General features: G+C 55.1%; 22 protein-coding genes, 1 pseudogene and 1 other annotated feature. Of the genes and pseudogenes, 5 read left to right on the forward strand and 18 right to left on the reverse strand.

Features of this window, described 5'->3' with window-relative positions:
* Positions 1–18: 18 nt before the first annotated feature.
* The 3 genes from GQY55_RS18560 to gpr form a co-directional block, all read right to left on the reverse strand.
* Entirely contained in the window at positions 19–402 is a 384-nt protein-coding gene (locus GQY55_RS18560; protein WP_160043374.1) for a hypothetical protein, read from the reverse strand.
* 36 nt (positions 403–438) lie between these two features.
* Positions 439–1,761: a stage II sporulation protein P gene (locus GQY55_RS18565; RefSeq protein ID WP_160043375.1), complete on the reverse strand. Its 1,323-nt coding sequence runs from the start codon at positions 1,759–1,761 to the stop codon at positions 439–441.
* A gap of 137 nt (positions 1,762–1,898) precedes the next feature.
* Complete coding sequence (gpr, locus tag GQY55_RS18570; RefSeq protein ID WP_160043376.1) at positions 1,899–2,900, reverse strand: GPR endopeptidase; 1,002 nt, start codon at positions 2,898–2,900, stop codon at positions 1,899–1,901.
* A gap of 158 nt (positions 2,901–3,058) precedes the next feature.
* On the opposite strand from gpr, the gene rpsT reads away from it, so the two are divergent.
* From rpsT to GQY55_RS31495, 3 genes and pseudogenes are all read left to right on the forward strand, one after another.
* Positions 3,059–3,331 carry a 30S ribosomal protein S20 gene (gene rpsT, locus GQY55_RS18575; RefSeq protein ID WP_160043377.1) on the forward strand — a complete coding sequence of 91 codons (273 nt, stop codon included), beginning with the start codon at positions 3,059–3,061 and terminating at the stop codon, positions 3,329–3,331.
* A gap of 135 nt (positions 3,332–3,466) precedes the next feature.
* Positions 3,467–4,681, forward strand: a complete 1,215-nt coding sequence (locus GQY55_RS18580) for an MFS transporter (RefSeq protein ID WP_160043378.1) — start codon at positions 3,467–3,469, stop codon at positions 4,679–4,681.
* Positions 4,682–5,990: 1,309 nt separating this feature from the next.
* Positions 5,991–7,102: pseudogene (locus GQY55_RS31495) on the forward strand (glycoside hydrolase).
* An 82-nt stretch (positions 7,103–7,184) separates the two neighbouring features.
* Here GQY55_RS31495 and GQY55_RS18595 read toward each other — a convergent pair.
* Both GQY55_RS18595 and GQY55_RS18600 read right to left on the reverse strand, forming a co-directional pair.
* The gene (locus GQY55_RS18595) at positions 7,185–8,576 is read right to left on the reverse strand and encodes a sensor histidine kinase (RefSeq protein WP_160043380.1); all 1,392 of its coding nucleotides are present in this window, start codon (positions 8,574–8,576) and stop codon (positions 7,185–7,187) included.
* Positions 8,569–9,216: a response regulator transcription factor gene (locus GQY55_RS18600; RefSeq protein WP_160043511.1), complete on the reverse strand. Its 648-nt coding sequence runs from the start codon at positions 9,214–9,216 to the stop codon at positions 8,569–8,571. Before GQY55_RS18600 ends, GQY55_RS18595 begins: the two co-directional genes overlap by 8 nt.
* Before the next feature lie 86 nt (positions 9,217–9,302).
* Between GQY55_RS18600 and GQY55_RS18605 the strand changes: the two genes are divergently transcribed.
* A complete protein-coding gene (locus GQY55_RS18605; protein ID WP_160043381.1) occupies positions 9,303–10,184 on the forward strand; it encodes a metallophosphoesterase in 882 nt (293 codons plus the stop codon).
* Between the two features lie 111 nt (positions 10,185–10,295).
* On the opposite strand, the gene holA is transcribed toward GQY55_RS18605, so the two are convergent.
* The 6 genes from holA to GQY55_RS18635 form a co-directional block, all read right to left on the reverse strand.
* A complete protein-coding gene (gene holA, locus GQY55_RS18610; protein ID WP_160043382.1) occupies positions 10,296–11,315 on the reverse strand; it encodes a DNA polymerase III subunit delta in 1,020 nt (339 codons plus the stop codon).
* Between the two features lie 294 nt (positions 11,316–11,609).
* Positions 11,610–12,857: an anti-sigma factor family protein gene (locus tag GQY55_RS18615; protein ID WP_160043383.1), complete on the reverse strand. Its 1,248-nt coding sequence runs from the start codon at positions 12,855–12,857 to the stop codon at positions 11,610–11,612.
* Positions 12,854–13,402 carry an RNA polymerase sigma factor gene (locus GQY55_RS18620; protein ID WP_160043384.1) on the reverse strand — a complete coding sequence of 183 codons (549 nt, stop codon included), beginning with the start codon at positions 13,400–13,402 and terminating at the stop codon, positions 12,854–12,856. Before GQY55_RS18620 ends, GQY55_RS18615 begins: the two co-directional genes overlap by 4 nt.
* A gap of 334 nt (positions 13,403–13,736) precedes the next feature.
* Positions 13,737–16,412 carry a ComEC/Rec2 family competence protein gene (locus GQY55_RS18625; protein WP_236575703.1) on the reverse strand — a complete coding sequence of 892 codons (2,676 nt, stop codon included), beginning with the start codon at positions 16,410–16,412 and terminating at the stop codon, positions 13,737–13,739.
* 127 nt (positions 16,413–16,539) lie between these two features.
* Positions 16,540–17,058 carry a deoxycytidylate deaminase gene (locus tag GQY55_RS18630; RefSeq protein WP_160043385.1) on the reverse strand — a complete coding sequence of 173 codons (519 nt, stop codon included), beginning with the start codon at positions 17,056–17,058 and terminating at the stop codon, positions 16,540–16,542.
* A gap of 54 nt (positions 17,059–17,112) precedes the next feature.
* On the reverse strand, positions 17,113–17,823 hold the full coding sequence (locus tag GQY55_RS18635; RefSeq protein ID WP_236575704.1) for a helix-hairpin-helix domain-containing protein: 711 nt from the start codon (positions 17,821–17,823) through the stop codon (positions 17,113–17,115).
* Between the two features lie 197 nt (positions 17,824–18,020).
* Here GQY55_RS18635 and comER point away from each other — a divergent pair, with 197 nt between their 5' ends.
* Entirely contained in the window at positions 18,021–18,851 is an 831-nt protein-coding gene (comER, locus tag GQY55_RS18640; protein WP_160043386.1) for a late competence protein ComER, read from the forward strand.
* A 171-nt stretch (positions 18,852–19,022) separates the two neighbouring features.
* On the opposite strand, the gene leuS is transcribed toward comER, so the two are convergent.
* The 7 genes from leuS to nadD form a co-directional block, all read right to left on the reverse strand.
* The gene (gene leuS, locus GQY55_RS18645) at positions 19,023–21,464 is read right to left on the reverse strand and encodes a leucine--tRNA ligase (RefSeq protein ID WP_160043387.1); all 2,442 of its coding nucleotides are present in this window, start codon (positions 21,462–21,464) and stop codon (positions 19,023–19,025) included.
* A 100-nt stretch (positions 21,465–21,564) separates the two neighbouring features.
* Positions 21,565–21,815: a binding site (T-box leader), on the reverse strand.
* Positions 21,816–21,924: 109 nt separating this feature from the next.
* Complete coding sequence (locus tag GQY55_RS18650) at positions 21,925–22,383, reverse strand: GNAT family N-acetyltransferase (RefSeq protein WP_160043388.1); 459 nt, start codon at positions 22,381–22,383, stop codon at positions 21,925–21,927.
* 251 nt (positions 22,384–22,634) lie between these two features.
* Positions 22,635–23,405, reverse strand: coding sequence for a class I SAM-dependent DNA methyltransferase (locus GQY55_RS18655; RefSeq protein ID WP_160043389.1), 771 nt, complete (start codon positions 23,403–23,405; stop codon positions 22,635–22,637).
* Positions 23,406–23,453: 48 nt separating this feature from the next.
* Entirely contained in the window at positions 23,454–24,350 is an 897-nt protein-coding gene (locus GQY55_RS18660) for a CvfB family protein (RefSeq protein ID WP_160043390.1), read from the reverse strand.
* A complete protein-coding gene (rsfS, locus tag GQY55_RS18665; protein WP_160043391.1) occupies positions 24,347–24,694 on the reverse strand; it encodes a ribosome silencing factor in 348 nt (115 codons plus the stop codon). The genes GQY55_RS18660 and rsfS overlap by 4 nt, the downstream gene beginning before the upstream one ends.
* Complete coding sequence (yqeK, locus tag GQY55_RS18670; protein ID WP_160043392.1) at positions 24,691–25,269, reverse strand: bis(5'-nucleosyl)-tetraphosphatase (symmetrical) YqeK; 579 nt, start codon at positions 25,267–25,269, stop codon at positions 24,691–24,693. The genes rsfS and yqeK overlap by 4 nt, the downstream gene beginning before the upstream one ends.
* Positions 25,241–25,843 (reverse strand): nicotinate-nucleotide adenylyltransferase, encoded by a 603-nt coding sequence (gene nadD / locus GQY55_RS18675; RefSeq protein ID WP_160043393.1) that lies wholly within the window; start codon positions 25,841–25,843, stop codon positions 25,241–25,243. Before nadD ends, yqeK begins: the two co-directional genes overlap by 29 nt.
* Between the last annotated feature and the right edge of the window lie 17 nt (positions 25,844–25,860).

Raw genomic sequence — 25,860 nt, forward strand, 5'->3', positions numbered from 1 at the left:
CCCACTTGCGACCGCAAGTCATTCGGTAATGGAATCGAACATGGAAACGACCAGCCGGATGCCTTTTTGCGAAAGATTTTGCAGCAGCCCGGCGGTTTTGTCCGCCAGAACGTCCACCGTCGGCTTCCCGGTTTCCGGCGACAAAATTTGCTCCGGCGTCAGGTTGCGGGTACCCTTGACCTCGACCTGCTCGGGTTCTTTTTCCTCGACCTTGAAACGGTTCGAGCTTTTTGGCGCGGGGGCTTGTCCCTTGCCGGCGGCCGCGGCTTGGCTGCTGGCGTATGCCGGGCTTGTTCCTGTGTCCGGCTGGGACCCTCCGGAGCTTGCAAGCTGCATGCCGATCAGTACGCCGATGCCGGCCCAAACCCCTACCATCCAAATTCTTTTCGTCCATTTCGACATGACCGCTTCCTCCTTCGTCCATACCGTAAATTCGACTTAATTGACGGACCCTGCCTTTTGGGCCGATCCGGACTTGTCCGCGCTTGCTTTCTCGGCATTTTGGGTTTCGAAATACAAATCCGCGATGATTTGCCCCAGCACCTCTGCCGTCCGCTTCAGTTCTTCGTTTGTGCTGTCGATGCCGCCGACTTCGATCAAGATGCTGTTTCCGGAAAGGGACTGGTTATATTCGCCGTTGCCTTGGGATGAAGTTTTGCCCCAAATGCCTCGGGATATTCCCGGATACGCCTTCTCCAGCCGCTCGTGGATCGCGTTTGCGAAAGCTTCGTTTTTGCGCCAGTTTTTGTTTTCATGGCCGATGATAAAAAACACCTGGGCGAAACTCTTTCCGTTGATGACCGTCGTCGTTTTCGCGTGCCGTTGCGAATCGCGGTGGATATCGATGAGATAGTCCAGCCCGCTGTTTTGGGCCATGGCCTCTTTTACCGTCTGACGGGAATATTTATATGAAAAATTATAGTTGTAACCATTCACGGTATTGGCGTAATCCTTCTCCGAGTGGACCGTCCCTACCCCCAGCTTTTCCAGCTTGTCGGCCATATATTTCCCGACCAGCATGACGTTTTTTTCCGGGGAGGCCGAGCTCGGATTGTCGCTGGTTTTGCTCAGCAGCGGATTATAGGCTTCTCTCGGATGCGAGTGATAGATCATGACCACTTTTTTGCCCGAATTGGCGGCCGGAGGTGTTTCCGTTTTGCTTGGACTTTTCGGTTCCTGCTTGGACGTCCCCGCATTGCCGGGCTCCTTTTTCGGACCGGGTTCGGGCTCTTTGGCCGGCGTTTGGGGCGTTTGGTCCGTTTGCTTCGGCGGTTCCGTTTTGGCCGGTTTTTCATTCGGATCCTCCGCTTCGGGCGGCAGATGAAAATCTTCGGGCGGGACCATGTTTTGGTTGCCGGCGGCGCTTCTCAGCAGCACCGGATCGTTTGATCCCATCCCCGGCATCTCATTCGCCAGCAGGCTTTTCGGATCGCGCGGGTTGACGCTTGTCAGCATTTGAAACACAAACGTCGTCATCTTTTCGCCCGAAAACGTCGACGCGCCCTTTTCCTTGTCCAGATGCGGCACTTCCATGCCCAGCATGTCCATAAAAAACCGGCTCGACAGCGTGCCCGCAAAACCTTTCATGGACGAAACGGGGGAAGAATTCAATTTATTTTCCGCTATTCCGCCGAGCCCCAGCATGACAAAAAACAGAAACGACCCGATCACCAGCAGCAAAAACGTGCGTCCCATGGACAGCATGCGCAGCATCTTCGTTCTCCATTTGCGGATATTCCACAGCCGAAATCCATTTTTCATTGTGTCGTCCTCCTGAACTCTCTTATACTTCAAAACTATGAGCGGAGGAGAATCGCTAGAACCAAAAATGATATATTCGCAGAAAAAAAAGAAGCCGCGATAGATTCGCAGACTTCCTTTTGATGAGTCGACCGGATTTAGTGGGTATAGGCACCGGCATTGCCCGGATCGACGGCTTCATGCAGCGATGCGTTCAGGCCGCTGGCCACGATGTTGGCGATATCCTCGATAAATTCGTCGATTTCTTTCGGCGTGACGATCAGGTCGTGCCCAAGCGGCTCCAGCACCTCCTTGACCAAAGCAAGCCGCTCGTTTTCGGAAATGCTGTCGAGCAGCCCCATAATTTCGCGCGTTTGCTGCTGGTCGCCGCCAAAATGCTTTTTCATCATTTCCATCACGTTGTTGACGATCGTGGACGCGTAACATACGGTCGGCACGCCGATGGCGATGCAGGGGACGCCCAGCACTTCTTTGGTCAATCCCCGCCGCTTGTTGCCGATGCCCGAACCCGGATGGATCCCGATGTCGGCGATTTGGATCGTCGTGTTCACGCGTTCCAGCGAACGGGAGGCCAGCGCGTCGATGGCGATGATCAAATCCGGCTTCGTCCGGTCGACGATGCCCTGCACGATCTCGCTGGACTCGATCCCCGTAATGCCGAGGACGCCCGGCGCGATGGCGCTGATTTGGCGGTAGCCCGGCGCGACCTGGTCCGGCATCAGCTCAAAATATTGGCGGGTCACCAGCACGTTTTCCACCACGAGCGGACCCAGCGAGTCCGGCGTCACGTTCCAGTTGCCCAATCCGACGATGAGTACGGTGTCTTTCTTTTGAATGCCGATGAGCGTCAGAAAATCCTCGAATTCTTTGGCGAAAGCTTCCGCTACCCGCTCCTGCAAACCCGTATCCCCGTTGCGGAGCCCGGGCACCTCCAGCGTGACGTAATGCCCTTTGAGGCGGCCGATCGCCTGCGAGCCTTCGTCGGTCAGCACGTTCAGCCGGGTCACCTTAATGCCGTCCTTTTCCGAAACCTCTTCATCGACGCCCGGAATCGAATCCGGATACTGCTTTGCGGCAAGCTCTCTGGCATCCACCGCCAAATCGGTGCGCACGTTATATTTTTGCAGATCCAACTCCATCTCAAAATCATCCTCCTTTGCCGTTTTCCTTATAGTGTGCGGGAGGCGGCCTCCGATTATGCAAGCCTTAGTATTGCTTTTTGCGGTACCCCATGCTAAACTATTTTAAGTTGTGAATCATTTCGAGTAATTCGAATGCCTTACAGGAGGTGAATGCAATGCCAAACATTAAATCCGCCGTTAAACGCGTAAAAACGAACGAAAAACGCCGTGCGCTTAATGCTTCCCAAAAATCCGCGCTCCGCACAGCTGTGAAAGCCGCTGACGTTGCGCTGGCAAATAATGAAGTTGAAGCTGCTAAAGCTGCAGTTCAAGCCGCTTCCCAAAAGCTGGACAAGGCTGTGACTAAAGGTCTCATCCACAAAAACGCAGCAAGCCGCAAGAAATCCCGCTTGGCGCAAAAACTGAACGCTCTGACTGCACAAGCATAAGGGTGTTATCCATACGATGTAAATGAAAAGTCCTGAACAGCCTAAAGCTGATCAGGACTTTTTGATTCAATATCCTTTGCGTACATATTTTCGTGATCCCAAGCCCACAACACAATTGTCAGGAGTTGACGAGCAGTGGAAATCTGGAAGAAAAACTTATGGGTTTTATGGTTCGGTTCTTTCATCGTCTCTTCAAGCTTCTCCATGGTCGTACCGTTTCTCCCGATCTTTCTCATTCAAATCGGCACGACCGAAAACGTTGAAATGTGGTCCGGCCTGCTGTTCAGCAGCGCGTTTTTGGCCGGGGCGCTGTCTTCGCCGTTCTGGGGGGCGGTTGGCGACAAATACGGCCGCAAAGCCATGATCGTCCGCGCCGGTTTTGTGCTGTGCGTCATCTACATTTTAACCTCCTTCGTCACGAGCCCGGTGCAGCTGCTCATTTTACGGATTTTGCAGGGACTTCTTTCCGGCTTTATACCGGGGGCCATCGCCATCGTCGGCACCAATACGCCCGAGCACAAGGTCGGGTACGCGCTTTCGACGATGTCGACCGCGACGGCGACCGGGAGCATCATGGGGCCGCTGCTTGGCGGCGTGCTGTCGAAGCTGTTCGATAACCGGCTGGCTTTCGCCAGCGCCGGCGTGCTTTGTTTTCTGGCCACCCTGCTGGTCATCTTTTACGTCAAGGAAGAAAAGTTCGTGCCGGGCAAAGGGCGCGTGTCCGTGTTCAGCACCATCAAACTTGCCGCCAATAATAAAACGCTGCTGATCGTGCTGCTGCTGACGATGCTAACGCAGTTTTCGGTCATGACGATCGAGCCGGTGCTTCCGCTTTATATCGTAGAATTCGGCCATTCGGCCTCCGATGCCTCGATTTTGGCGGGCGTCATATTCTCGCTGGTCGGAATCGCCAGCATTTTGTTCGCGCCCCGCTGGGGCAAACTCGCCGACAAAATCGGGTTCCGGAAAATCCTTTTGATCGGGTTGTTTGCCGGAGGCGTCGGGTCGCTGCTGCAAATCCTGTTCTATAACATTTGGGCCTTCTCGATCGTCAGATTTTTGTACGGATGTTTCTTTTGCGCCGTATTCCCGGCACTGAACGGCCTTGTGGTCCGGGCGACCTCGGCCGAGTTCCGCGGCAGGGCGTTCAGCTTGAGCCAAACCTCAAACCAGCTTGGCGGCATGCTTGGTCCGCTTGCGGGCGGCGCCATCAGCGGCGTGTTCAGCATCCATACCGTCTTTTTGCTCACGGGCATCTTGCTGCTGCTGACGATGGGCCTCGCCTTTTGGTCCGGACGGTTCGGCCATCAAACGAAAACGCCTTCATCCTCTAGTACGATGAATCACTAAAGCATCATTTCCCTCTTTGTCACACTGGCGTAACAATTCCCTTTTACACTTTGGAGCCAAGGAGGGATTCATCATGAACAAAAAAACCGTCATGCTCGTCGGCTGCGCGGTATGCGCGGCCTTGACGGCAGGCATCGCGGCCATTCCAAAGAAAGACAACGCCGTCCCGCCGGTGCCCGTCATGCAGAAAAACAATGCGGATCACGAAACCGAAAGCCCGGCGGCAGCGCATGATTTCAGCTTTGACGCCGACCCGGAGACCGGGCAGCTGCACATCATCCGAAACGGAGCCCGGATCAGCGCGTCGCTTCCGATGCCGAAGGAGCCGATCGCCCATCTGGCCAAAACCACGAACTCCGTCGCTTGGACCTATCCCCGAAAGCAAATGAACGTCAAAATGGAGAAAAAAGGCCGTTATCTTGAAGTATCGCTGACCTCCACCGGAGCCGCGCAATTCGAATGGCCCAGAGTGCAGGGAGACAGCTACACGCTGCCGATCGGCGAAGGCAAATATATTCCCGGCGGGGATCCAACATGGAAGAGCTTTTTGAAGGACAACGACATGAGTTTCATCGAAAGCTTTTCCATGCGTTTTTTTGCCGTCAACCACGAACAGGATTCGATTGTGTACATTGCGGGCGACATGTATAACGACACGGTTTCCTTTCAAACCGAGCCCTCGATCCAAATGAGCTTTACGCATGAATTTCCGTCGATCAATCCGAACAAAACCTACAGTTTCCGTATTTACGTCACCGACAATGATCCTGTGCAGATCGCGGGCATTTACCGTGCCTACATCCAGGAAAAGGGCGAATTTGCTTCGCTGAAGGAAAAAGCGGCGCAAAATCCGAACGTAAGCAAGCTGTTCGGCGCGCCGCATATTTATTTATGGAGCGGTCAGGCGATCGCCCAAAACAATCTGCATTGGAGCACGCTCATCCATTCGATCCGGAAGCCGCTCTACGGCTGGATCGGGGAGCTGCTCGCCAAGTACGGCGACGACGGAGCAGCGGAATACAACCAGGTACTTGCAGGCATTTCCAAGCAAGGGTACATCGACAACTACCAAAAGCAAACGGTGACGAGAGCGCTCAATGCCGTCCTGAAGATGCCACAGCTATACCATCCCGGCGTGTTTGCGGATGTGGACTTAAACCTGAAAAAGCGAATTGAAGGAAACATCGGCCGTTTAAGCGAGCAGGAACTGTATGATATCAACAAGAAGCTGCTGAAAAGCGCCCTTAAGAACGACGCCGACCCGACAGACCAGTGGGGAGCCGAAGCTTCGACCGAGCTGCTGCAGGATATGCACGACGCCGGAATAAGCAAAGCGTGGATCGGTCTGCCGAATTGGGCGGACGGGCTGCAAAACCCCGCCATGGTCGAAAAAGCGGCGCAGCTCGGTTACCTTGTGGGACCATACGATTCCTATCATTCCATTCAAAAAGAAGCGGGCAGGGACTGGAACACGGCGTCCTTTGCGGATGCCGCCCTTTATGACGATGCGACGATCGAAAATAAAAACGGGGAAAAAATCAAAGGCTTCCTCGGCAAAGGACGCAAGCTGAATCCTATGCTGTCGCTGCCCAGCGTCAAGCAGCGCGTCGGCGGCATTCTGCAGGACGGCATCCCGTTCAACTCGTGGTTCATCGACTGCGACGCCACCGGGGAAATCTATGACGATTACTCTCCGTCGCATCCAACGACCCAGCGGCAGGACCTTGAAGCCCGGCTTGCCCGCATGCGCTACATCCGCGACGACAAACATATGGTGATCGGTTCCGAAGGCGGCAACGACTTCGCCAGCCGAACGATCGCTTTTGCCCACGGCATCGAAACGCCGGTGATCGCGTGGTCCGATCCGGATATGCGCACTAATAAAGCAAGCCCTTATTATGTCGGCGGGTACTGGTCGGCCAACGGCGGAACGCCGGACAGATACGACAAGGCCGTTCCGATCAAAGAAGCGTATGAGCATATCTATACCGATCCTTTTTACGCATTGCCCCTGTATAAGCTCGTTTACAACGACTCGGTCATCACCACCCACCATGGGAATGGGGAAGCCTAAAAATCAAAGGCGAGATCGGCAACCGGATGCTTTCGGAGCTTCTATATAACGTGCCGCCGCTGTATCATATCGACCCGGACAACTGGCAGCGGAACAAAAAGCTGATCGCGGATTATGTGAAGGTATGGAGCCCTTTCCATGAAAAAGCGGTGACCCGGCCGATGACTTCCTTCCGAATCTGTTCCCCGGACCGGCTCGTGCAGTTCGCTTCATACGGCGACAAGCTGCGGATTACCGTCAATTTTTCGTCCAAGGACTTTGCGGACCGCCAGCGGACGATCCCGGCCCGATCGGCCGTGATCGAAGATGGCGGCAAGGTGATCACCTATCGCGCACCGAACGTTTAGGGATGCAGGCGTTCTTTCGCTGCTCATCTGACATGCGCCGCCGCCGGCCGCAAGGGGCAACCCAAAAAGCCCTCGTTCCGCTTTAAGCAGAACGAGGGCTTTTTGCCTTGAAATAGAGATAAAAATGAATTGTCTGATCCTTCGTCTCCGCATGGCAGCGGAAGCCGTGCCGCTCCAAAACGGTTTTGACGATCGCAAGCCCGAGGCCCGTTCCAGACATGCCCTTATGCCGCGAGCTTTCCCCCACGTAGAAAGGCTCCCATAGCTGCGAGGCATCGGCGACCGCTCCCGAATAGCGGTTGCTCATCTGCAGCATGATTTCCTCCCCTTGCTTTCCGAATGATACGTCGATCCGGTCACCTGATGCATATTTCACCGCGTTGCCGAGCAGGTTGCGAAACACCATCCGCATTTTCTCCGGATCCGCCTCGATCACCGGGTTTCCCGGCAAATCGTCGCGGATGTCAAGCATCAAACGTTTCGTGTTCAGCTCGATGGAAAACGTTTCGGCGCATTCGCGGAACAGTTCCTTGACCGCCACCGGGCGCAGTTCAAGCTCGTCCCTTTCGATTTTCGCAAAGTCCAGAAACTCATCGATGAGCCTTGCCAACCCCTCGTTCTGGCGTAAGATGGTGGCGGCGTAGCTGCCGTCGTCCAGCCCGTCCTGAATTCCTTCGGCATAAGCCTGAATGAGCGAAACCGGCGTCTTCAGCTCATGCGTCATGTCCGACATGAACCGTTTCAGGCTCACGTTTTTCCTGGACAAATCGGCATGCGCCGCCCTCAGCTTGTCGCTCATGGCGTTGATGCTTTCCGCCAGCTCCCCGATTTCGTCCCGTGTCCCGACCCGGGCTTTGCGGAAACGAAGCTCCGATATATCCTTCGCCACTTGCCCCAGCTCCTTGAGCGGTTTCGTCATCCGGTATGACAAAATCCAAACCATGAGGACGATGATCAGGACCGAACCTAACGCCAGAACCAACATAAACTCGTTGATCATCCCGATCGTATCGCTGATGTAGGCCATCGACAGCCCGACCAGGACGATGGATTCGTCTTTGCGGATCAAACTGGCGTAAAAGCTGGATTTCAGCTTGCCCTGATCGTATATTTTGTTGACCCGGTTCCCGGCCTCCACCTTGCGCAGCGATTCGTCCGTCACCCAAAACTTGCCGAGCGTCACTTTCTTTTTCGCCAGCTGCTGGAGCAGCGATTCGTTCAGGTCGTTTTCCCGCTGCCGCAAATCGTCATAGACGATCGTCACGCGGTAGTGCCGTTCAAGCTCCGGAACCGCCTCGGTCCACTGCGCTTCCGGCAGGCCGGAGATAGCGTCCACCGCTTCCCCAAGCTGCTCCTTCGTTTTGTATATATAATATTTTGGCATAAACAAATTCGCCAACAGAACAAACATGACGAAAATGAGCAGGACGGCGACCGAAATGCTCAAAAACAGCTTGCGGCCAAGCTTATTCATCGTCCGCCTCCACGCTGTAGCCGAGACCCCGATGCGTTTGGATCAGATGATCGCCGACCTTCTCCCGCAGCCTGCGGACATGGGTGTCTACCGTTCGCGCGTCGCCGAAATAATCAACCCCCCACACCAAGTCGAGCAGTTGGTCCCTCGACAATATCCTGCCTTTATGGCGGACCAGGCAGCAGATCAGCCCGAATTCGGTTTTGGTGACTTGCAAGTCCGCGCCTTCCCTAAATATCTTGCTGCCTTCAAGATCGATTCTGAGCGACTTGTAGCGCAGGAAGCGTTCGTCTCCCAGCAGCTTTTTGGCCCGAAGAACGAGAATTTTCGGGTGAAACGGCTTGCGGATGTATTCGTCCGCGCCGATGCTGAGTGCCTTCAGCTCATCCTCTTCTTCGCTTTTGGCCGTTAAAATCAGCACTTTTTTATCCGAACGCGCTTTGATTTCCTTGCATACGTCAATCCCGCTCCGCTTCGGCATCATCCAATCCAGGACGGCAAGATCGATTTTTTCGCGGTAAAAAACCGCCAAGGCCTCTTCGCCGTCCTCGGCCGCATGCACCTCGTAACCTTCCTTTTCGAAATACGCCGTTAAGATTCGCAGCATATCCCGATTGTCGTCCGCAATCAATATCCGCATAGCAATCTCCTTTTCGCGAAAGCCGCCTTCTGTCACATTCATGTAACGCGGCCCCGGTATATTGGTTATCGAAAGGGAGGATTCCTATGAACCCCAAGCACCGAAAACACGCAAGCTTCCTATGGTTCCATGGGATCGCCGCTCTGCTGCTCCTGGCGGCCGCATCCGTCCTCTATTATGCAAGATATACGGAGCCGAATCTACTCCGCCTCCAAAACGTGGACATCGGCGCAGCGGCCGTCACCTCCGACCTGGAAGGACTCCGCATCGTTCAAATTAGTGATATCCACCTGGGCCGGTTCTATTCGCTGGACAAGCTGCAAAACCTGGCGACGCGCATCAACGGGCTGCGGCCCGACCTGATCGTCTTTACGGGCGACCTGATCGATAATTTCGCACACGATCCGGTTTCCGGCGCCATCGCTCCGATATTATCGCAAATGAAAGCCCCTCTGGGTAAGTTCGCCGTTTACGGCAATCATGACCAAGGGGGCGGCGCCAAACGTCCTTATGCCCGTATTATGGCGGAAGGCGGCTTCAAGCTGCTCGTGAACGATCATGAAACGCTGTCCATCGGCCGCAGCAAGCTTGTCGTGGCAGGACTTGACGATTTTCTGCTAGGCTCCCCGGATTTGAACAAGACGTTCAGCGGGATCGATCGGAACGCCTTCGTGCTCCTGCTTGCCCATGAGCCTGACGTTGCCGACCGGCTGGGAAAATATCCGGTAGACCTTCAGTTATCCGGCCACAGCCACGGAGGCCAGGTTCAGCTTCCGGGGTACGGCCCGCTTTATACTCCGCCGCTTGCCCGCAAATATAACGAAGGGTTGTATACGTTCCATGCCGACAGCCGCAGGCCCTTGCAGCTGTACGTCAACCGGGGCATCGGCACCACCCGCCTGCCGTTTCGCCTGGACAGCGTGCCGGAATTGACCTTGATCACCCTGAGACAGCCGGCAAAGCAATAAAGGCACCCCCGGGGAAAATAGATAGCGTTAAAGCGAACTTATCCCATGGCCGCAAAAAGGCCGGTCGGCCGCTTAAGGTTTTTTAAATCCTCCGGCCCCGGCCTTTCTTTTTTAGGCTGCCAACTTGAGCAAAAACAGTTCGAGACCCAACACTTTGTCGATGGCTCCCGTCTTCATCTGGTAATCCAACGTGCCCAGCCTGCTCAAAATTTGCTTCAGCTGCGCCGCTTGAAATTTCCGGGCCTGTTCACCGGCAATTTTTACGGCATACGGATGAAGGCCGAGCTGAGAAGCGATCTGCTGCTGGGAGTAGCTTTGTCCTGCAAGATCCTTGACCTGAAGAATGATGCGGAATTGCCTTGCGATGAGGGCGGCGATTTTGATCGGCTCCTCCTTTTGCTTCAGCAGCTCATAGAAGATCGACAGCGCCCGGTCCACCCGCAGGTTCGCAATATCCTCCACGAGCGCAAACACGTTTTGTTCCGTGCTCCGCGCAATCAGCTCGTCCACGATGTCCGGGCGAATGGTTCCGCCTTTGCCTGCATACAGGCAGAGCTTGTCGATCTCGGCGGCGAGCGTCTGCAGCTGGGTGCCCGCATTGCGGATCACCGCCTCAGCGGCGCTCTCTTCCAGCGTGCAGCCTTGCTCTTTCGCTTTTTTGACGATCCATTTCAAAAGATCTTCGCTGCCAAGCGGCATAAACGATAAAAGCGTACCTCCGGTTTTGACGGCTTTGACGATTTTTTTGCGCTCGTCCAGCTTTTCCTGATTGACGATAAACACGAGGACGCTGTATTCAGCCGGATTTTTCATATATTCAAGGAGCGATTCCGGGCGATGCTCCACTTTGCCCTGGTCTTTGCCCGCCGTAAAAACGGACGCATCCTGCACCAGGATCAGCTTGCGGGGAACCATAAACGGCACCATTTCCGCTTCCTCGATGACCTGCTGCAGAGGCGTGTCCGCCAAATCGTAGTGAACCAGCGCAAAATCGCGCTCGTTCTCGGAAACGGCATGCTCCGTAAGGAAGGACACAAACTCGTTCATTTGATATTTTTCCGTTCCGTACAGCAAATACACGGGAGCGATGTCTCCCTGCTTCACGGCTTTGGCCGCCGCTTTTACGTCCACGCTTCCGCTCCCCCTTTCATTATGTAGCCCACGTAAGATTCGACCTGCCTTATTATATTATCAAAATTCCGCATGCGGTAAAACAGCAGAAGGACCTCTCCTAAAGGAAAGGCCCCTCCGTCCCAGCTCATCTATGATAAACACCGGCGGGCAGGACTCTAGAAATCCCGCCGCCAGTGGTTACACGACGATTCTGGTTCGCTTCCAATTCTAATCGTATTAAATCCTATTCCATATCTCTTGAAATGGTGCATGCTGTTTTCTGTATTTTTTCGTTGCCGGAAACTTTGCGGCTTATGGATTGGAAGCTGCCGAGTCTTCGACCCTGTAAGTTCTGCTGGTCGCCGTCCCCTGATCGTCCGCCGTTTGATAGGTAAAGACGGTGCCGTCCGCGGACCAGACCCCGGACACCCAGCTGCCCTGCAGGTCAATGGTTTTAACGGCCTTCTTCTGGCTTTCCTGGTCCGACACGGCGTAAATGACCAGTTTGTTGTCTTCCACCGAAGCGACGTATTTGCCGTCGGGAGAATTGATTTGCGCCGCCGGCGTTTTGAGCGCGCTTATTCCCATGCTCACTTTTTCATCGGCGAGGGACTTTTCCTGAGCCGGATCCCCCGTCTCGTTGGCTTGGCCCTGCGCCCCGTCCTGGCTTGCGCCGCCGTCTCCGCCCGTATTGCCCGCTGCGGTCGCTTTATCCAGATTCGCCGTGTCATCGGCCGGCTTCTGGGCAGGATCTTGTTTCTCTTTCGGTTTTTCCGCGGGAGCGCCCTTTTGGGAAGCCGATACCGATTCATCCGGAGCTTTGGCATCGGTTTTCGCATCGGTTTTAGCATCGGCGCTGCGGCTTGCTTCGGGATTCACCTTATCCGAAGGCGCCTCGGACTGGACCGGCTGTTCCTTCTCCGCGCGATCCGAAGACGACGTGTCCGCCGATTTCAGCTCCGACGCACCGCCAGCGCTTGCAGCGGCATCATCTTCCGCAGGCGTGTTGCCGGGTTCGGCGCTGTACAGCATCTCACGCTTCGGTTCGAGATCCTGCCGCTCTCCTCCGCTGCCCTGCGAGGAGTCGGCGGAAGTCGCCGCGCTGCCGGCCGTTTTTTGCTCCGCTGCTTTGAAGGCAGGCTCTTCCGCGGTAGACAGATGTTTCTGCGGATAGCTGTATATCGCCACGCCCAGAATGACCATCGCCGCTGCAGCCCCGATGGCCGTTCGTCCCGCGACGGAATTTCGAAATTTGCTGTTGCGCACTTGACGCGCCGGCACCGGCACCATTTCGGCGGGAGCTTCCTCGCGCGAGGCGCTTTTCTCCTGGCGGGCCTGGTCTATGGCGTCAAGCTGGGGCATGATGGCGTCCACGATGCTGAATTTGGGCGTTACCTTCGGCAAATCCTCCAGGTCCCGGGACAATGATTTCAGCATCCGAAAGGTTTCCGTACATTCAGGACAATGTTTCAAATGCTCATACAGCTGCACGGTTTCTTCCTCGCTCAAATCATAATCCAAATAACGGTGCATCCACTCCACCACCTCTGGACATTTCATCCTGATACACCACCTTTCTGATGCTCTTGAAGCATATTCTGGAGCTGCTGCCTGGCCCTGAACAGATAGGATTTCACGGTATTCAGCGGAAGGTTCAGGCAGTCAGCGATTTCGTTGTAAGAAAAATCCTGCAAATACCTAAGCACGATGACGCTTCGATGATGATCCGGCAGCTGGTCGATGGCCTCCTTGATATCCTGGGCCAAATACGAGGACATGACGGTTTTTTCCACGTTCTCTTTGTCCTGAAATACCAGCTCATGTTCGTCGATGGAAACCGTCGGCTTCGTGCGCCTGAATTTGTCGATGCAAATATTGGTCACGATCCGCTGGACCCATGTTTTGAACTGCGCCTTTTCCTCATAGGAGCCGATTTTGGTATAGATGCGGATCAATGCTTCCTGGGAAGCGTCCATCGCATCTTGTTCGTCGTTTAAAATATAGTAGGCTGTGCGGTACACTTGATGCTCAATTTCTCTTAATAGGGTGATTAGAGCGTCGCGATCGCCCGATTGAGCGGCTCTTATGAGTCCCTGCTCTACCACAAAGGATCCCCCTCTCCCTGCAATCTAACAGACGTGCAGGCGTGTAAAATTGTTGCAATTTGTAACCAACTTTTTTTATCATTATAAGTTCGATATATCCTATGTACGTAAGACCGCTTCGGGCCGCTTTTCTCCCGAAAATGGCAAACCCCAATTAAGGATACCAAATTCTAGTGAACCCGTCACCAACAATCCTGTTTTGCTTACGCAACTCATCCATTTTACGTTGTTTTTTCGATCATTTCTTTAAAATTTTGTCAGAAACGGACCGGATTCATCCCCTATTGATGTCAATTCCGTCATGTTTATGAGCAAAACATAGTAACACCGTCTGCTAGCGCATCAGACCCAGCTTGCTCCGGATTCGGATGCCTTCAGGCCGGATTAGCATCTGGACTTCGCCGTTTTGGTCCGTCCGGAACAGTTCGGCGCCTTCGTCTTCGATCCGCTGCACGACTTCGGCATGCGGATGGCCGTATAAGTTGTTCACGCCCGCCGATATTACGGCGGCTTTCGGCTTCCAATAATGAAGCCAATCCTCGCCGCTGGACGATTTGCTGCCGTGATGGGCGATTTTGATCACGTCGATGCCCGCTTGGGGGACCTTGGCCGTCATTGTGCCGGCAGCGTTTGAAGAGTCTGAAGCTGCGGCAGTCATTGCCGTTTGGCTGCTCCTTGCCGTCCGCTCCAGCACGGCCTCCTCCGCAGCCTTGTCCATATCGCCTGTAAACAGCAGTCTCCTCTCGTTCATGGTCAGCACGAACGCCACCGACACATGATTCTGGCTTTTTTCGACCGGAATCTCCTCCTGCTCGGTGTCGTCCATAAGCGGCGATATAAAAGCCAATTCCGTATGCCGATCCGGCTTCAGTTTCATGCCCTGATGGACGGCATACACGGGAATCCGGCGCTTCAGGGTCGTATCCATCAGCTTGTCGAATGCCTTCGTACCGGCAAGCGTTCCGTTAAACAGGAAAGCTTTTACGGGGATTTGCTCCAAAACGGCCTGAAGCCCCCCGGCATGGTCCTGGTCCCCGTGCGTAACGATCACTGCGTCCAAACGGTGGATTCCCCGCTGCTTTAACAGGGGCACGACAACCTTGGCGCCGACTTCGAACGGTTTTTTCCGCTCCTTCCAGGCGTCCGCGGGTTTGCGGAAGTTGACCGTGCCTCCCCCGTCCACCAGAATGTTCCGTCCTTCCGGCGTCGTAATCAGGATGCCGTCCCCCTGCCCGACGTCCAGAAACTGCACCAGTCCCGCCCCGTTAAGGGAAGTAGGCCGATATTCCCAATATATCAGAAACAGAAAGGCAAGCATAATTCCGGTCAACGCCATTCTCATTTTTTTGTTGTTAGGTGCATTTCCGGCATCAATGGAACGTCCGGTCCCCCCGAGTTCCGCCGTTTCGTCTCCAGCGATTCCCGCCGGTATCCGGCTGCGGCTTCCGGCGAGGCGGCTCGCCAAATAAAGAAAAAGGTACATGAAAACAAAATAAGCGGCGATCCACGCCAAAGACGGCGATTTCCAAATGGTGACGAACTGCGGAAACCCGTTCAGCCACCGGACCAGCCGGAACGTCCAGTCGCTCGTGAACTCCGTCACCCATCCCGCGGCCTTTCCGGCCGGAAGCCAAATCCAGCCGAGCAGCAGCGACACGGCGCCAAGCGGAAGCGTAACAAAGGTAATAAACGGCACCAACACGAAATTGGCCGCAAACGACAGCAGCGAAAACTGATTAAAGTAATAAACGGTAAGCGGAAACGAAACCAGCTGGGCGACCAGCGTTACATTCAGAGCCCCGGCGATGCGCTTAGGGAGGAATCGAAGCAACTTACTCATCAAAGGAACGTAAACCATCAGCCCGGCAGTCACCAGAAAAGACAATTGGAAGCTGACGCTTAGCAGGTAATACGGGTTCCACAGCATCATTAGCAGGGCCGCCGCCGCCAATACGTTCATGCCGTCCTTCAGCCACCCTTTTCTCGCCGCATAAAGCCCGATCATGCCCATAATACCTGCTCTTACAACAGAGGGACTTACGCCCGATATGAGCACGTATACGGGAATAAGGAGCATCGTCAGAAGAAGCGCCTTTTCCCGGGTCATTTTCATTAAGGAGAACAAAAACAGCAGGCTTGCGACGAACACCGCGACATGCATGCCGGAGATCGCCAAAATATGCGTCAAACCCAGCTGGGAAAATTGCGAATACGTTTCGGGGTCGATATCGTCCTGCATGCCGATGAGCAGGCCCTTCATATATCCGGCATGGGGCTCCCGGAAAATTTGGCCGAGCTTGTCTCCGAGGCCGCTGCGCGCGCCGTCGTTCCACCGGAAAATCATGAGCGCGCTCCACGGCGAAGCCGGCGGCGAAACTTGCGCGTTTTGCGCCCCTTTCACTTTAAAAAGCCAATGGATATGCTGCGTCCGCAGGTAAGCCGCGTAATCGAAACCGCCGAAATTGCGGGCGTTGCCCGGAAGCTCAAGCGTTCCGGCCAACTTGATCCGGTCGCCGCGCCGCCATGTCCGCGCCTCCGCCTGCTGCTCCGTGCTCTGGAGTTTGACTTGCACCATCACACGTTCGTGAAGCCCTTCGGCCGCAGGTATGCTTGTCCCGCCTTCGCCCGAAGCGGCTTCCCCCTGCATGCGTGCCGTCCGAAGCTCCAGTTGAAAATCGGCACGGTCCCCGTCCACGTCCACCGCCGAAACGATCGTTCCCTCGCCATGCAGCATCATGCCGTCCAAACCGCCGGCTTCGGCCGCCAGCGCCTCCGGCAGCTTCGTGACGTTTCGGCCATCGTTTAAAAGCCAGTACGCCCCCGACAACGTTAACGCAATCCACAAGATGAGCATGCTCCGAAGCAGCTGCCTGCGGAGCAGGACCGCAGCGGAGACCAGAAGCGTCACCCCACCCCAAATCAAAAGCAGCCGCATCCCCGAAAACGCGTATGCCAGGCTGCTCCCGGCCAGCCATCCGGCCGTTCCGACGATCAATGGCCTTCCTTTCACGGCGGTTCACTCCCATTCCCATATTCTAAATCTACGCTAAAACAAAAAACCTCCGCCTGCGGTCAATCGCCGCTTTGGCAGAGGTCCTTCCCCTAAAAAGTCATGGTGAGTCTTTTTTCCTTCCCAATCAATTGCAAACGTTCATGACGGTTTCGCGCGGAGGTTCGTAGGATGACAGCCCGCGGAACACGATCCCCTTCTGCTTCATCATCTCCGCCACCTTATCCGAATCCTTCGGATAGGAGCGGTGAAACACGATTTCCGTCACGCCGCTGTTCGCGAGCATATTGGCGCAGGTCCAGCACGGCTCGTCCGTGACGTAAACCGAACTTCCTTCCCGGTCGATCCGGTCCGTAAAAAGCAGCAAATTTTGCTCGGCATGAATGGTACGCACGCAGCGCTGCTTTTTGACCATTTCCTGTTTGCCGTCATGCTCGATCATTTCGATTTCCTCCGCAATCATGCAGCCGGCCTCCGAACAATCCGGTACGCCCATCGGCGCGCCGTTGTATGCGGTGCCCAGCAGCTTTTTGCCCTGAACAAGCACGGCGCCGACATGCCTGCGGGGACAGCGGGAACGCGTCGAGACCATGTAAGCAATGTCCATAAAGTAGGTATCCCAGTCTTTTCGTGTTTCGACGTTCACGTGTAATCACCTGTTTATCATAGAATGTTTGTCTTATTGTAGCACATCTCCGGGCTAAAGCTCTATGTAAGGCTTCATTTTTTCAAGCATTTTCGGGCCGATGCCCTTGACCTTGTCCAAATCGGAGATTCTTTTGAACGGTCCGCGCTCGTTTCTGTATTCGATGATCGCCTGCGCTTTTTTGGCTCCGATCCCGGGAATGTTCATCAGTTCGGAAGCCGGCGCCGTGTTGATGTTGATTTTTTTGCCCGAAGGCGCCGTCTCGGCGCCCGCTTGCGCATCTGCGGCGTTTTGAGGCGCGGTATTAGCTTGCGTACCGCTTGTCCCTTGATCCGGTTGTTTTGAAGATTCTGACGTTTCCGTTCCCGGCAAAGCCGAACCGTTATCCCGACCTGCCGGGCGGGTAGCTTGCGTGGCTTCTCCAGGCTGCCGGTTCGAGGGCGAAGTCTGCCCGGGTTGCTCCGTTTGGGAGGCCTGTCCGGGTTGCTCTATTTGGGAGCCCTGCCCGGGTTGCTGCGTTTTTGCCGGATTTGCTCCTGTTTCCGCATTCACGGTCCCTGACCCGGTTTTCTCCGCGCCGGATGAAACCTCGCCGTTTTTCTTCCCGGATCCTATCTCCTGCTCCTCTTTCATAGCGGCGGCGAGATGATCGTTGAGCGGTTTCCACCCTTCCACCCCGTTTTCATGCCCTATGCCGGACAGCAGAATAAGGGCGCTCCCCAACACCGCGCAGCATACGCTTGCTGCCAACGTCCGTCTTTTCACAGAAAAACACCTCTTTTATGAAATGTGATCGAATAAGCTTTACGCCCGCAAAGTTGCCTTTGCGCTGCTTAGACGCAAACTAACCATTCCGCCCCAGCCTGTTCTGCCGAAAAGCCGTCATGAGGTACATGCTCATGTGCATACATTATTGAGAAGGACTGCGCTGTTACGACAAAGCACGAAAGGAGGGGAACGATATGAAGGTAGGCTTCATCGGAACCGGCAGTATGGGAAGTATATTGATCGATGCCTTCATTGCTTCCGGTGCGCTTAGGCCCACGCAAGTCTTCGCAAGCAACCGCACCTTGGAAAAAGCCACTTTGCTCGCGCAGCGTCACCCCGGACTGAATGTATGCAGCAGCAATTCGGAAACCGTAAGAAACTGCGATATCGTGTTCGTATGCGTAAAACCGCTTCAGTATAAAGCATTAATAGAGGAAATAGGAGATGACGTAAGACCGGATCAAATATTGGTATCCATTACAAGCCCGGTTCAAATTCACCATCTCGAACATGCCCTCGCCTGCAAAATCGCCAAAGTCATTCCAAGCATCACGCATTTAACCTTAAGCGGCGCATCCCTTTGCATGTACGGCGCCCGCATCGACGCGGAAGACAGGCTCGTGCTTGAAAAACTGCTGAGTTCGATCAGTGAGCCGCTTGAAATCAAGGAAGCCCACGTGCGGATTTCCTCGGATTTCTCCAGCTGCGGCCCCGCTTTTATCAGCTTTTTCGTGGACCAATGGGTCGAAGCCGCCGTGGAAATGACCGGAATCGGACGCGAGCAGGCCATCTCCCTTGCCGGCGAAATGCTGCTCGGCACGGGCAGGCTGCTCACGGAAGGAGGTTTTCATCCGCTTGAGCTGCAGGAGCGTGTCGCCGTCCCCGGCGGCATAACCGCCGAAGCGCTTGCGCTGCTCAAACAAAGCCTGAACGGCGTGTTCCACGAATTGATTGCCACGACGCATGCCAAATACGAAGAGGATCTGCATAAATGCGACAGCCTCTTTGGCGATGCCGGCACCTAGCCGGGCTGGACTTACGGTTAACATGAAGCAGGATCATAAAGGCGTGGTTTCAAACAAAAATCCCCGTACAACAATGTACGGGGATTTTAATGCTTTTAAATCCTGGTTTGGATGAGGCGGGATAGTTTTCGAACTTGCAAAACATTTCCGCCATATCCGCGGCATATGAAATTAGTTGGCGACGATATTGACCAGCTTGCCCGGAACCGCGATCACCTTGCGCACGGTTTTCCCGGCAATGGCTCCCTGAACGCTTTCCTGGGACAGGCTGAATTCCTGCATCGCCTCTTGGCTCATGTCTTTGGCGATTTTGGCGCGCTGCACGATTTTGCCGTTCACCTGGATGACGATCTCCACTTCGGAGTCCACGGTCCATGCTTCGTCGAAAGTCGGCCATGGCTCATACGTGATCGATCCCTCGTGTCCGAGACGTTCCCACAGCTCTTCGGCGATATGCGGCGCAAACGGGGACAGCAGCTGCGTGAAGTCCTCGATCGCTTTGCGCGGAAGCGCGTCGGCTTTGTAAGCATCGTTAATGAAGATCATCAGCTGGCTGATCGCCGTGTTAAAGCGCATATGCTCCATGTCTTCGGTCACTTTTTTGATCGTTTTATGCCATACGCGTTTGAAGTCGTCGCCGCCTTCGCCGTCCGTCAATTTCGGATTCAGGCTGCCGTCGTCGTTCACGACGAGGCGCCAGACGCGGGACAGGAAGCGATGCGCGCCTTCCACGCCGTTTTCGTTCCATGGTTTCGTCGCTTCCAGCGGCCCCATGAACATTTCATAGATACGGAGCGTGTCCGCGCCGTAGTTTTCGACGATTTCGTCCGGATTGATGACGTTGCCGCGCGATTTGCTCATTTTTTCGTTGTTCGTGCCAAGGATCATGCCCTGGTTGACCAGCTTCTGGAACGGCTCCTTCGTGCTGACCACGCCCAGGTCGTACAGCACCTTATGCCAGAAACGGGCATACAGCAAGTGGAGCACCGCATGCTCGACGCCGCCGATGTACAGGTCGACCGGCATCCACTCCCGTTCTTTCTCCTTCGAGACGAGCGCTTCCTTGTTGTGCGGATCGATGAACCGCAGGTAGTACCAGCAGCTGCCCGCCCATTGCGGCATCGTGTTGGTCTCGCGGCGCGCTTTCATGCCGGTTTCCGGATCGACCGTTTCCACCCATTCGGTTACGTTCGCCAGCGGGGATTCCCCGGTTCCCGAAGGTTTGATTTGGTCGATGTCCGGCAGCATCAGCGGAAGCTGATCCTCAGGCACGGTTTTCATCGTTCCGTCTTCGAGATGCAAAATCGGAATCGGTTCGCCCCAATAACGCTGGCGGCTGAACAGCCAGTCGCGCAGGCGGTAGGTCGTTTTCCCTTGGCCTTTGCCGTTCTCTTCAAGCCATGCGATCATTTTGGCGATCGCCTCTTCGGTGCCCAGTCCGTCCAGGAAACCGGAGTTCACATGCACCCCGTCTCCGGTGTAAGCTTCTTCCTGCACGTTGCCGCCTTTGACAACCTCGATGATGTCCAGACCGAATTGCTTCGCGAATTCCCAGTCGCGCGTGTCATGTCCTGGAACCGCCATAATGGCGCCCGTTCCATATCCCGCGAGGACGTAATCGGCGATCCAGATCGGCAGCTTCGCGCCGTTGACCGGATTGACGGCATAAGCGCCCGTAAATACGCCGGTTTTGTCTTTGGCAAGATCCGTGCGCTCTAGATCGCTTTTGCGCGCGGCGAGATCCTGGTACGCTTTGACGGCTTCCCTCTGCTCCGGCGTCGTAATGTCGGCTACGAGCTCATGCTCGGGAGCCAGCACGCAGTAACTGGCGCCGAACAAGGTGTCCGGACGGGTCGTAAACACCGTCAGATGTCCGTCATGTCCTTCGATGGCGAAATTCACTTCGGCCCCTTTGGATTTGCCGATCCAGTTGCGCTGCATGTCCTTGATGCTTTCGGACCAGTCGAGATCCTCCAAATCCTCAAGCAGCCGCTCGGCGTATTCGGTAATTTTCAGCACCCATTGCCGCATCGGCTTGCGGATGACCGGGTGCCCGCCGCGCTCGCTTTTGCCGTCGATGACTTCTTCATTGGCAAGCACCGTGCCCAAAGCCGGGCACCAGTTGACTGGCAGCTCCGCTACATAGGCGAGGCCCTTTTTGTACAGTTGGATGAAAATCCACTGCGTCCATTTGTAATATTCCGGATCCGTCGTGCTGATCTCCCGGTCCCAGTCGTAGGAAAAGCCGAGGGATTTGATCTGGCGGCGGAAATTGTTGATGTTTTTTACCGTGATATCGCGCGGATGTTCGCCCGTATCAAGCGCGTGCTGCTCGGCCGGCAGGCCGAACGCGTCCCATCCCATCGGGTGAAGCACATTATAGCCGCGCATTCTTTTATACCGGGATACGATGTCGGTAGCCGTATAACCTTCCGGATGGCCTACATGAAGGCCTGCGCCGGATGGATACGGAAACATGTCGAGCGCGTAAAACTTCGGCTTGCCCGGTTCTTCTCCCGTTTTGAACGTATGGTGTTCATCCCAATACTTTTGCCACTTCGGCTCGATCGACTGGGGATGATACCCCTGAGCCTGCTGCTGGTTTTCACTCATTGACTCATTGCCCCCTCTTACAGTCAGGCGGACGCTGCATGCGCCGCATCATTCGCTAGAATCTCATTAAAAAAACCTCTGCAATCCATAGCGTATTCGCGCTAGGGACGAGAGGTTTGATTCCCGTGGTACCACCCTAGTTAGCGGGAAAACATGCTTTGCTTCCCACTCCCTTTGCACCCTTAACGGAGGTGAGGCGATGGTTGTTCACGCTAGGGACCGGCCAAATCCGTCCCCCGTTCCAACCATGACTCCGAGGCGAGTTCATTCCGCTTCGTCAACCGGCTTGCACCGACCGCCGGCTCTCTGGGTGACACAGCCGAAACTACTACCCCTCATCATTGCCGTAAATATCATGAAATTGTTGCTAAACATTAAGTCATATTATATATAAAACGCGAATTATAGTCAATCCGGTCGCTTTTTCGGGCTTCCGTCGCTTGAAGGCAAATGCCGTGCGTCAGCCGAAAGTTTTGATGAAGTTTTTTTGGTCCTTCGTAAAAACGTAGCCGCGGTTTTCGTAAAATCGGTGGGCCTGCGTTCTGCTGGGATGGGACAGCAGCTTTATCCCGGAATATCCGTTATCCTTCCCCCACTGCTCGAGCCTTCCGATCAACATGCTTCCGATTCCCTGATTGCGAAGCTCCTTCTTAACGACAAACCCCAAAACGTTGACCAAAGATTCCGAAAAAAGCAGCTCATACGGGCTTCCGTGAATGTATCCGATCACCCGGCCGTCCCGTTCGCCGACAAAAACGACGTCTTTGGTTTTGCTTGCGATGATTTCGATCCGCCGCTTGACTCTCTCTTCCGAAAACGTACAAAAATTAGGGTTAAAATCCACGTTCAGCCCATAAACGTCGCGATCATCGGTTGGCCGGATCTCCCTGATCGTAACTTCTCCCGCGTTTTCCGCCACGCCCACTCCTCCTCTTATTCCGTCATCCGTCGACGATGTATTCGGCGCGGACTTCCGTGTTTCCTTCAAGCGATGGCGGACGAAGCATGACGGCCATCTAGATTAAGCCTGCAAATAGGGCCCCAGCTTCAACGCCGATTCAGGAGCTTGCGGGGACTGACGGAACATAAACCATTCGAACCAAAAAGGGCCGGCCCGCCGAAAAAATGTAATTTCCGACGGCCGGCTCGTGTTATCCTTTTGCAGCAAATCTATTTGACCGCGACATAAAACAGCCTCTGGGCATCGTCTCCGGGCTCCGCCCATTGAAAGTCCGCGAAGCATTTCACATCCCGGAAACCGGCCTTGACCAGCTCCGTTTTCATCCATTCCGGATCATAGGCGCGCTGCACATGCGTTTCCTCGAACCGGCGGTATAAACCGCCCTGCTCCTCCTTCGCGAAAATGCTCAAGTGATGTTCGATTTCGCAGCGGGAGGCATCCAGCTCGCAGGTCCATATGTACGATACCGACCGGTCATCCCAAACGAAAGGCTGTTCTTCGGCATAACGGATGATGGTGTTCGGGTGATGCACGTCGAACACAAAAATGCCTCCGGGCTTCAGCCCCCGGTACGTATGCTCGAACGCGGAAACGACGTCCCGTTTTTCGGTAAGGTAGCTGAAGCAATCGCAAAAAGAAATGACCGCGTCCACCTGTTCCGGAACCTCCCATTCCCGCATATCCTGCTGAACCCAACGGATGGAGCCTTCGCGGAACAGCCTGCTCCCTTTGGACGTGCTTTCCATTTTCCGTCTGGCAACGGAAAGCATATCAGCGGACAGGTCGATGCCCGTCACCTCGAAGCCCGAATTGACGAGCGGAATCGTAATGCTGCCGGTGCCGCAGCCGAGCTCGACGACGCTTTTGGGCATGCTCCCATGTTTCTCCCAGGCCTCCCGCGCAAAACGGAGCCAATCCGGATAAGGCATGTCCTCCATCAGCTGATCATAGACATATGCAAATTTCTGGTAAGAAGACATGATGACACCGCGCTTTCTGTTCATTTCGGGCAAACGGAGCCGGAAAAGCTACTCTTGCCCTTCCTGCTCCTCTTTTGCCAAATACGTCCAACTTTCCTTTTGCGTCACAAGTCCTTCCTTCATCAGCTTGCCCAGCGCCCGCTTGAAAGCCGATTTGCTGATCCCGAAACGCTGCTTGATAATGTCGGGCGGCGTGGCGTCCGAATAAGGCATGGCCCCCGACGGGCGCTCTCTCAGGTAGGCCAGAATCCGTTCCGAGTCGATGTCGCGCCCGACCTCCTTGCGCTGCGCCATGGAGAGATTGACGCGGCCGTCCTCGCGGATATGGCTTACGCGCACGTCGATCTCCTCTCCCAGGCGGAGCAGGCGGATCCGTTCCGAGGAATGGATCATCCCGATGACGCCCAAACCGACCACGCCGCCGTCCACGATGACGAAAGTACCCATCTGCAGCGGCCTGTACACCGTAGCCTTGAACCATTGGTTCAGCCACGACCCCGGCGCCCTGAACGCATGCTGCGACAGCTCTTGCTCTCCCGCCAGCTTGGCGCGAAGGCGTCCCTGCTTGTCATGCTCCATGATGACGAATACCGAGTCGCCGACTTGCGGATGAAGCTCCTTCATTTCAGGCAGCTCGCGGATCGGCAGCAGCAGCTGGCGTCCAAGCCCCATCTCCAGAAAACAGCCGAGCCGCGGATGCACGTCCGCCACGACCAGCTTCGCCATTTCCCCAAGGGTAAGGTAAGGTTTTTTCATTGTGGCCGCGAGGCGGTCCTCGGTATCGTAAAAGATGAATACCTCGACAAGGTCGCCCGGCTTGATCTCGCGCGTAAGCTCCGAATAATGCAGCAGGACGTCCTGCCCTTCCGCATCGAGAAAATAACCGTACGGCGAAACCTCGCGCATCACTTCATAGGTCTGGATCGTGCCTGCAACCGGACTCATACCGTTTCCACGACCTTGGCATCCGACCACAGGCGTTCGATATTGTAATATTCGCGCTCATCCCGGTGGAAGACATGGACGATGACGTCCCCCAGGTCGATCAGCACCCACCGCGCCGAATTGAGGCCTTCGATCCCGCGGATTTCCGAGCCCGATTCGTGCACGCGCTTGCGGATTTCGTTCGTGATCGATTGGACCTGCGTATCCGAGTTCCCGTGGCAAATGACGAAATAATCCGCGATCAGCGATACGCCTTTCAAATCGAGCGCCACGATATTCATCGCTTTTTTATCTTCGGCAGCTTCCACTGCCAGGTTGAGCAATTGTTCCGATGTAAGGGTCATGAATTCGCCTCCAACTGTTTGATAAGATCGTTTCGCGCAAAAAACGTCAGCGGATAAATGATCTGCCGCCGCGACACCAGCAGGCTGATGGTGGAATCGAATCCGGCGATCAGCCCCTCTTCAAGGCTATGGTTGGCCAGTTCGCGGATATTATTCACGCCGGGAAAGTCCCTTCCCGGTTCGATGTAATCCGCCAGGCACACCACTTTGTCCATCAGCGTCATGCCGATCCGTCCGGACGTGTGGTACTTGATGGCATCCAAAATTTCCGCGTCTTCCACGCCGTAATCGCGTTTCGCGACGAATGCGCCCACCTCGGCATGCCAGAGCGATTTGTCGTACAGCAGAAGGTCCTTGGACAAATCGTTGTCGCGGATGATCGCTTCCATTTGCTTGACGGGCCAATATTTGGCGACGTCATGCAAAATCGCGGCCCGCTCGGCTTTGGCCGGATCGGCGCCGTAACGCTCGGCGAGCTTTACGGCCGTTTCCATGACGCCTTGCGTATGCTTCCAGCGCATGGCAGGCATCTGCTCCGAAACCGATTTAATCAGTTCTTCGCGGCTGAATTCCATACAATCCTCTCCTTCTGATATAGTCGTAGACGCTGTCCGTTACCATATAGCGGATCGAATGGCCCGTGGCCAGCTTTTCCCTGATTTCGGTCGACGAGATGTCGACCTGGGGCATGTCGGCCAAATGCACTTTGCCCTGCAAATAGCCGGGCAGCGCATCCAAATCCAGCGTAGATCCCGGCCGCCCCACGCCAATAAACGTCATCAGGTTGACCAGTTCCTCGATGCCTTCCCATTTCGGCAAATAATTGACCATATCGGCGCCGATGATGAAATGAAAATCTATGCCTTCAAAGGATCGGCGGATTTCCTTTACCGTGTCGATGGTGTAGGAAACGCCTCCCCTTCTGATTTCAATGTCCAACGTGCGGAAGCAGGGGTGGTCCGAAATGGCTTCGGCCACCATGCCGAGCCGGTCCTCTCCCGACGCTCCGGCCTGTTCCTTGTGGGGCGGGATGTGGCTTGGCATGAACCAGACCTGGTCCAGCCCGAACGAATCCCTTGCCGCTTCGGCGGCCAGCAAATGGCCGATATGAATCGGGTCAAAGGTGCCCCCCATGATGCCTACCTTCATGGTGAAACCCTCCCGCA

The sequence above is a fragment of the Paenibacillus sp. USDA918EY genome (assembly GCF_009870825.1).
Taxonomy (GTDB): domain Bacteria; phylum Bacillota; class Bacilli; order Paenibacillales; family Paenibacillaceae; genus Paenibacillus_AQ; species Paenibacillus_AQ albilobatus.

Excerpts from the sequence above, each read along its gene's own strand:
- GQY55_RS18660 (WP_160043390.1), bottom strand. The coding sequence starts at position 24,350 with ATGAGTCCGGTTGCAGGCACGATCCAGACCTATGAAGTGATGCGCGAG.
- rpsT (WP_160043377.1), top strand. The coding sequence starts at position 3,059 with ATGCCAAACATTAAATCCGCCGTTAAACGCGTAAAAACGAACGAAAAA.
- GQY55_RS18655 (WP_160043389.1), bottom strand. The coding sequence starts at position 23,405 with ATGTCTTCTTACCAGAAATTTGCATATGTCTATGATCAGCTGATGGAG.
- nadD (WP_160043393.1), bottom strand. The coding sequence starts at position 25,843 with ATGAAGGTAGGCATCATGGGGGGCACCTTTGACCCGATTCATATCGGC.
- GQY55_RS18565 (WP_160043375.1), bottom strand. The coding sequence starts at position 1,761 with ATGAAAAATGGATTTCGGCTGTGGAATATCCGCAAATGGAGAACGAAG.
- leuS (WP_160043387.1), bottom strand. The coding sequence starts at position 21,464 with ATGAGTGAAAACCAGCAGCAGGCTCAGGGGTATCATCCCCAGTCGATC.
- GQY55_RS18600 (WP_160043511.1), bottom strand. The coding sequence starts at position 9,216 with ATGCGGATATTGATTGCGGACGACAATCGGGATATGCTGCGAATCTTA.
- GQY55_RS18615 (WP_160043383.1), bottom strand. The coding sequence starts at position 12,857 with ATGAAATGTCCAGAGGTGGTGGAGTGGATGCACCGTTATTTGGATTAT.
- GQY55_RS18595 (WP_160043380.1), bottom strand. The coding sequence starts at position 8,576 with ATGAATAAGCTTGGCCGCAAGCTGTTTTTGAGCATTTCGGTCGCCGTC.
- yqeK (WP_160043392.1), bottom strand. The coding sequence starts at position 25,269 with ATGGAATTCAGCCGCGAAGAACTGATTAAATCGGTTTCGGAGCAGATG.
- GQY55_RS18605 (WP_160043381.1), top strand. The coding sequence starts at position 9,303 with ATGAACCCCAAGCACCGAAAACACGCAAGCTTCCTATGGTTCCATGGG.
- comER (WP_160043386.1), top strand. The coding sequence starts at position 18,021 with ATGAAGGTAGGCTTCATCGGAACCGGCAGTATGGGAAGTATATTGATC.
- rsfS (WP_160043391.1), bottom strand. The coding sequence starts at position 24,694 with ATGACCCTTACATCGGAACAATTGCTCAACCTGGCAGTGGAAGCTGCC.
- GQY55_RS18560 (WP_160043374.1), bottom strand. The coding sequence starts at position 402 with ATGTCGAAATGGACGAAAAGAATTTGGATGGTAGGGGTTTGGGCCGGC.
- gpr (WP_160043376.1), bottom strand. The coding sequence starts at position 2,900 with ATGGAGTTGGATCTGCAAAAATATAACGTGCGCACCGATTTGGCGGTG.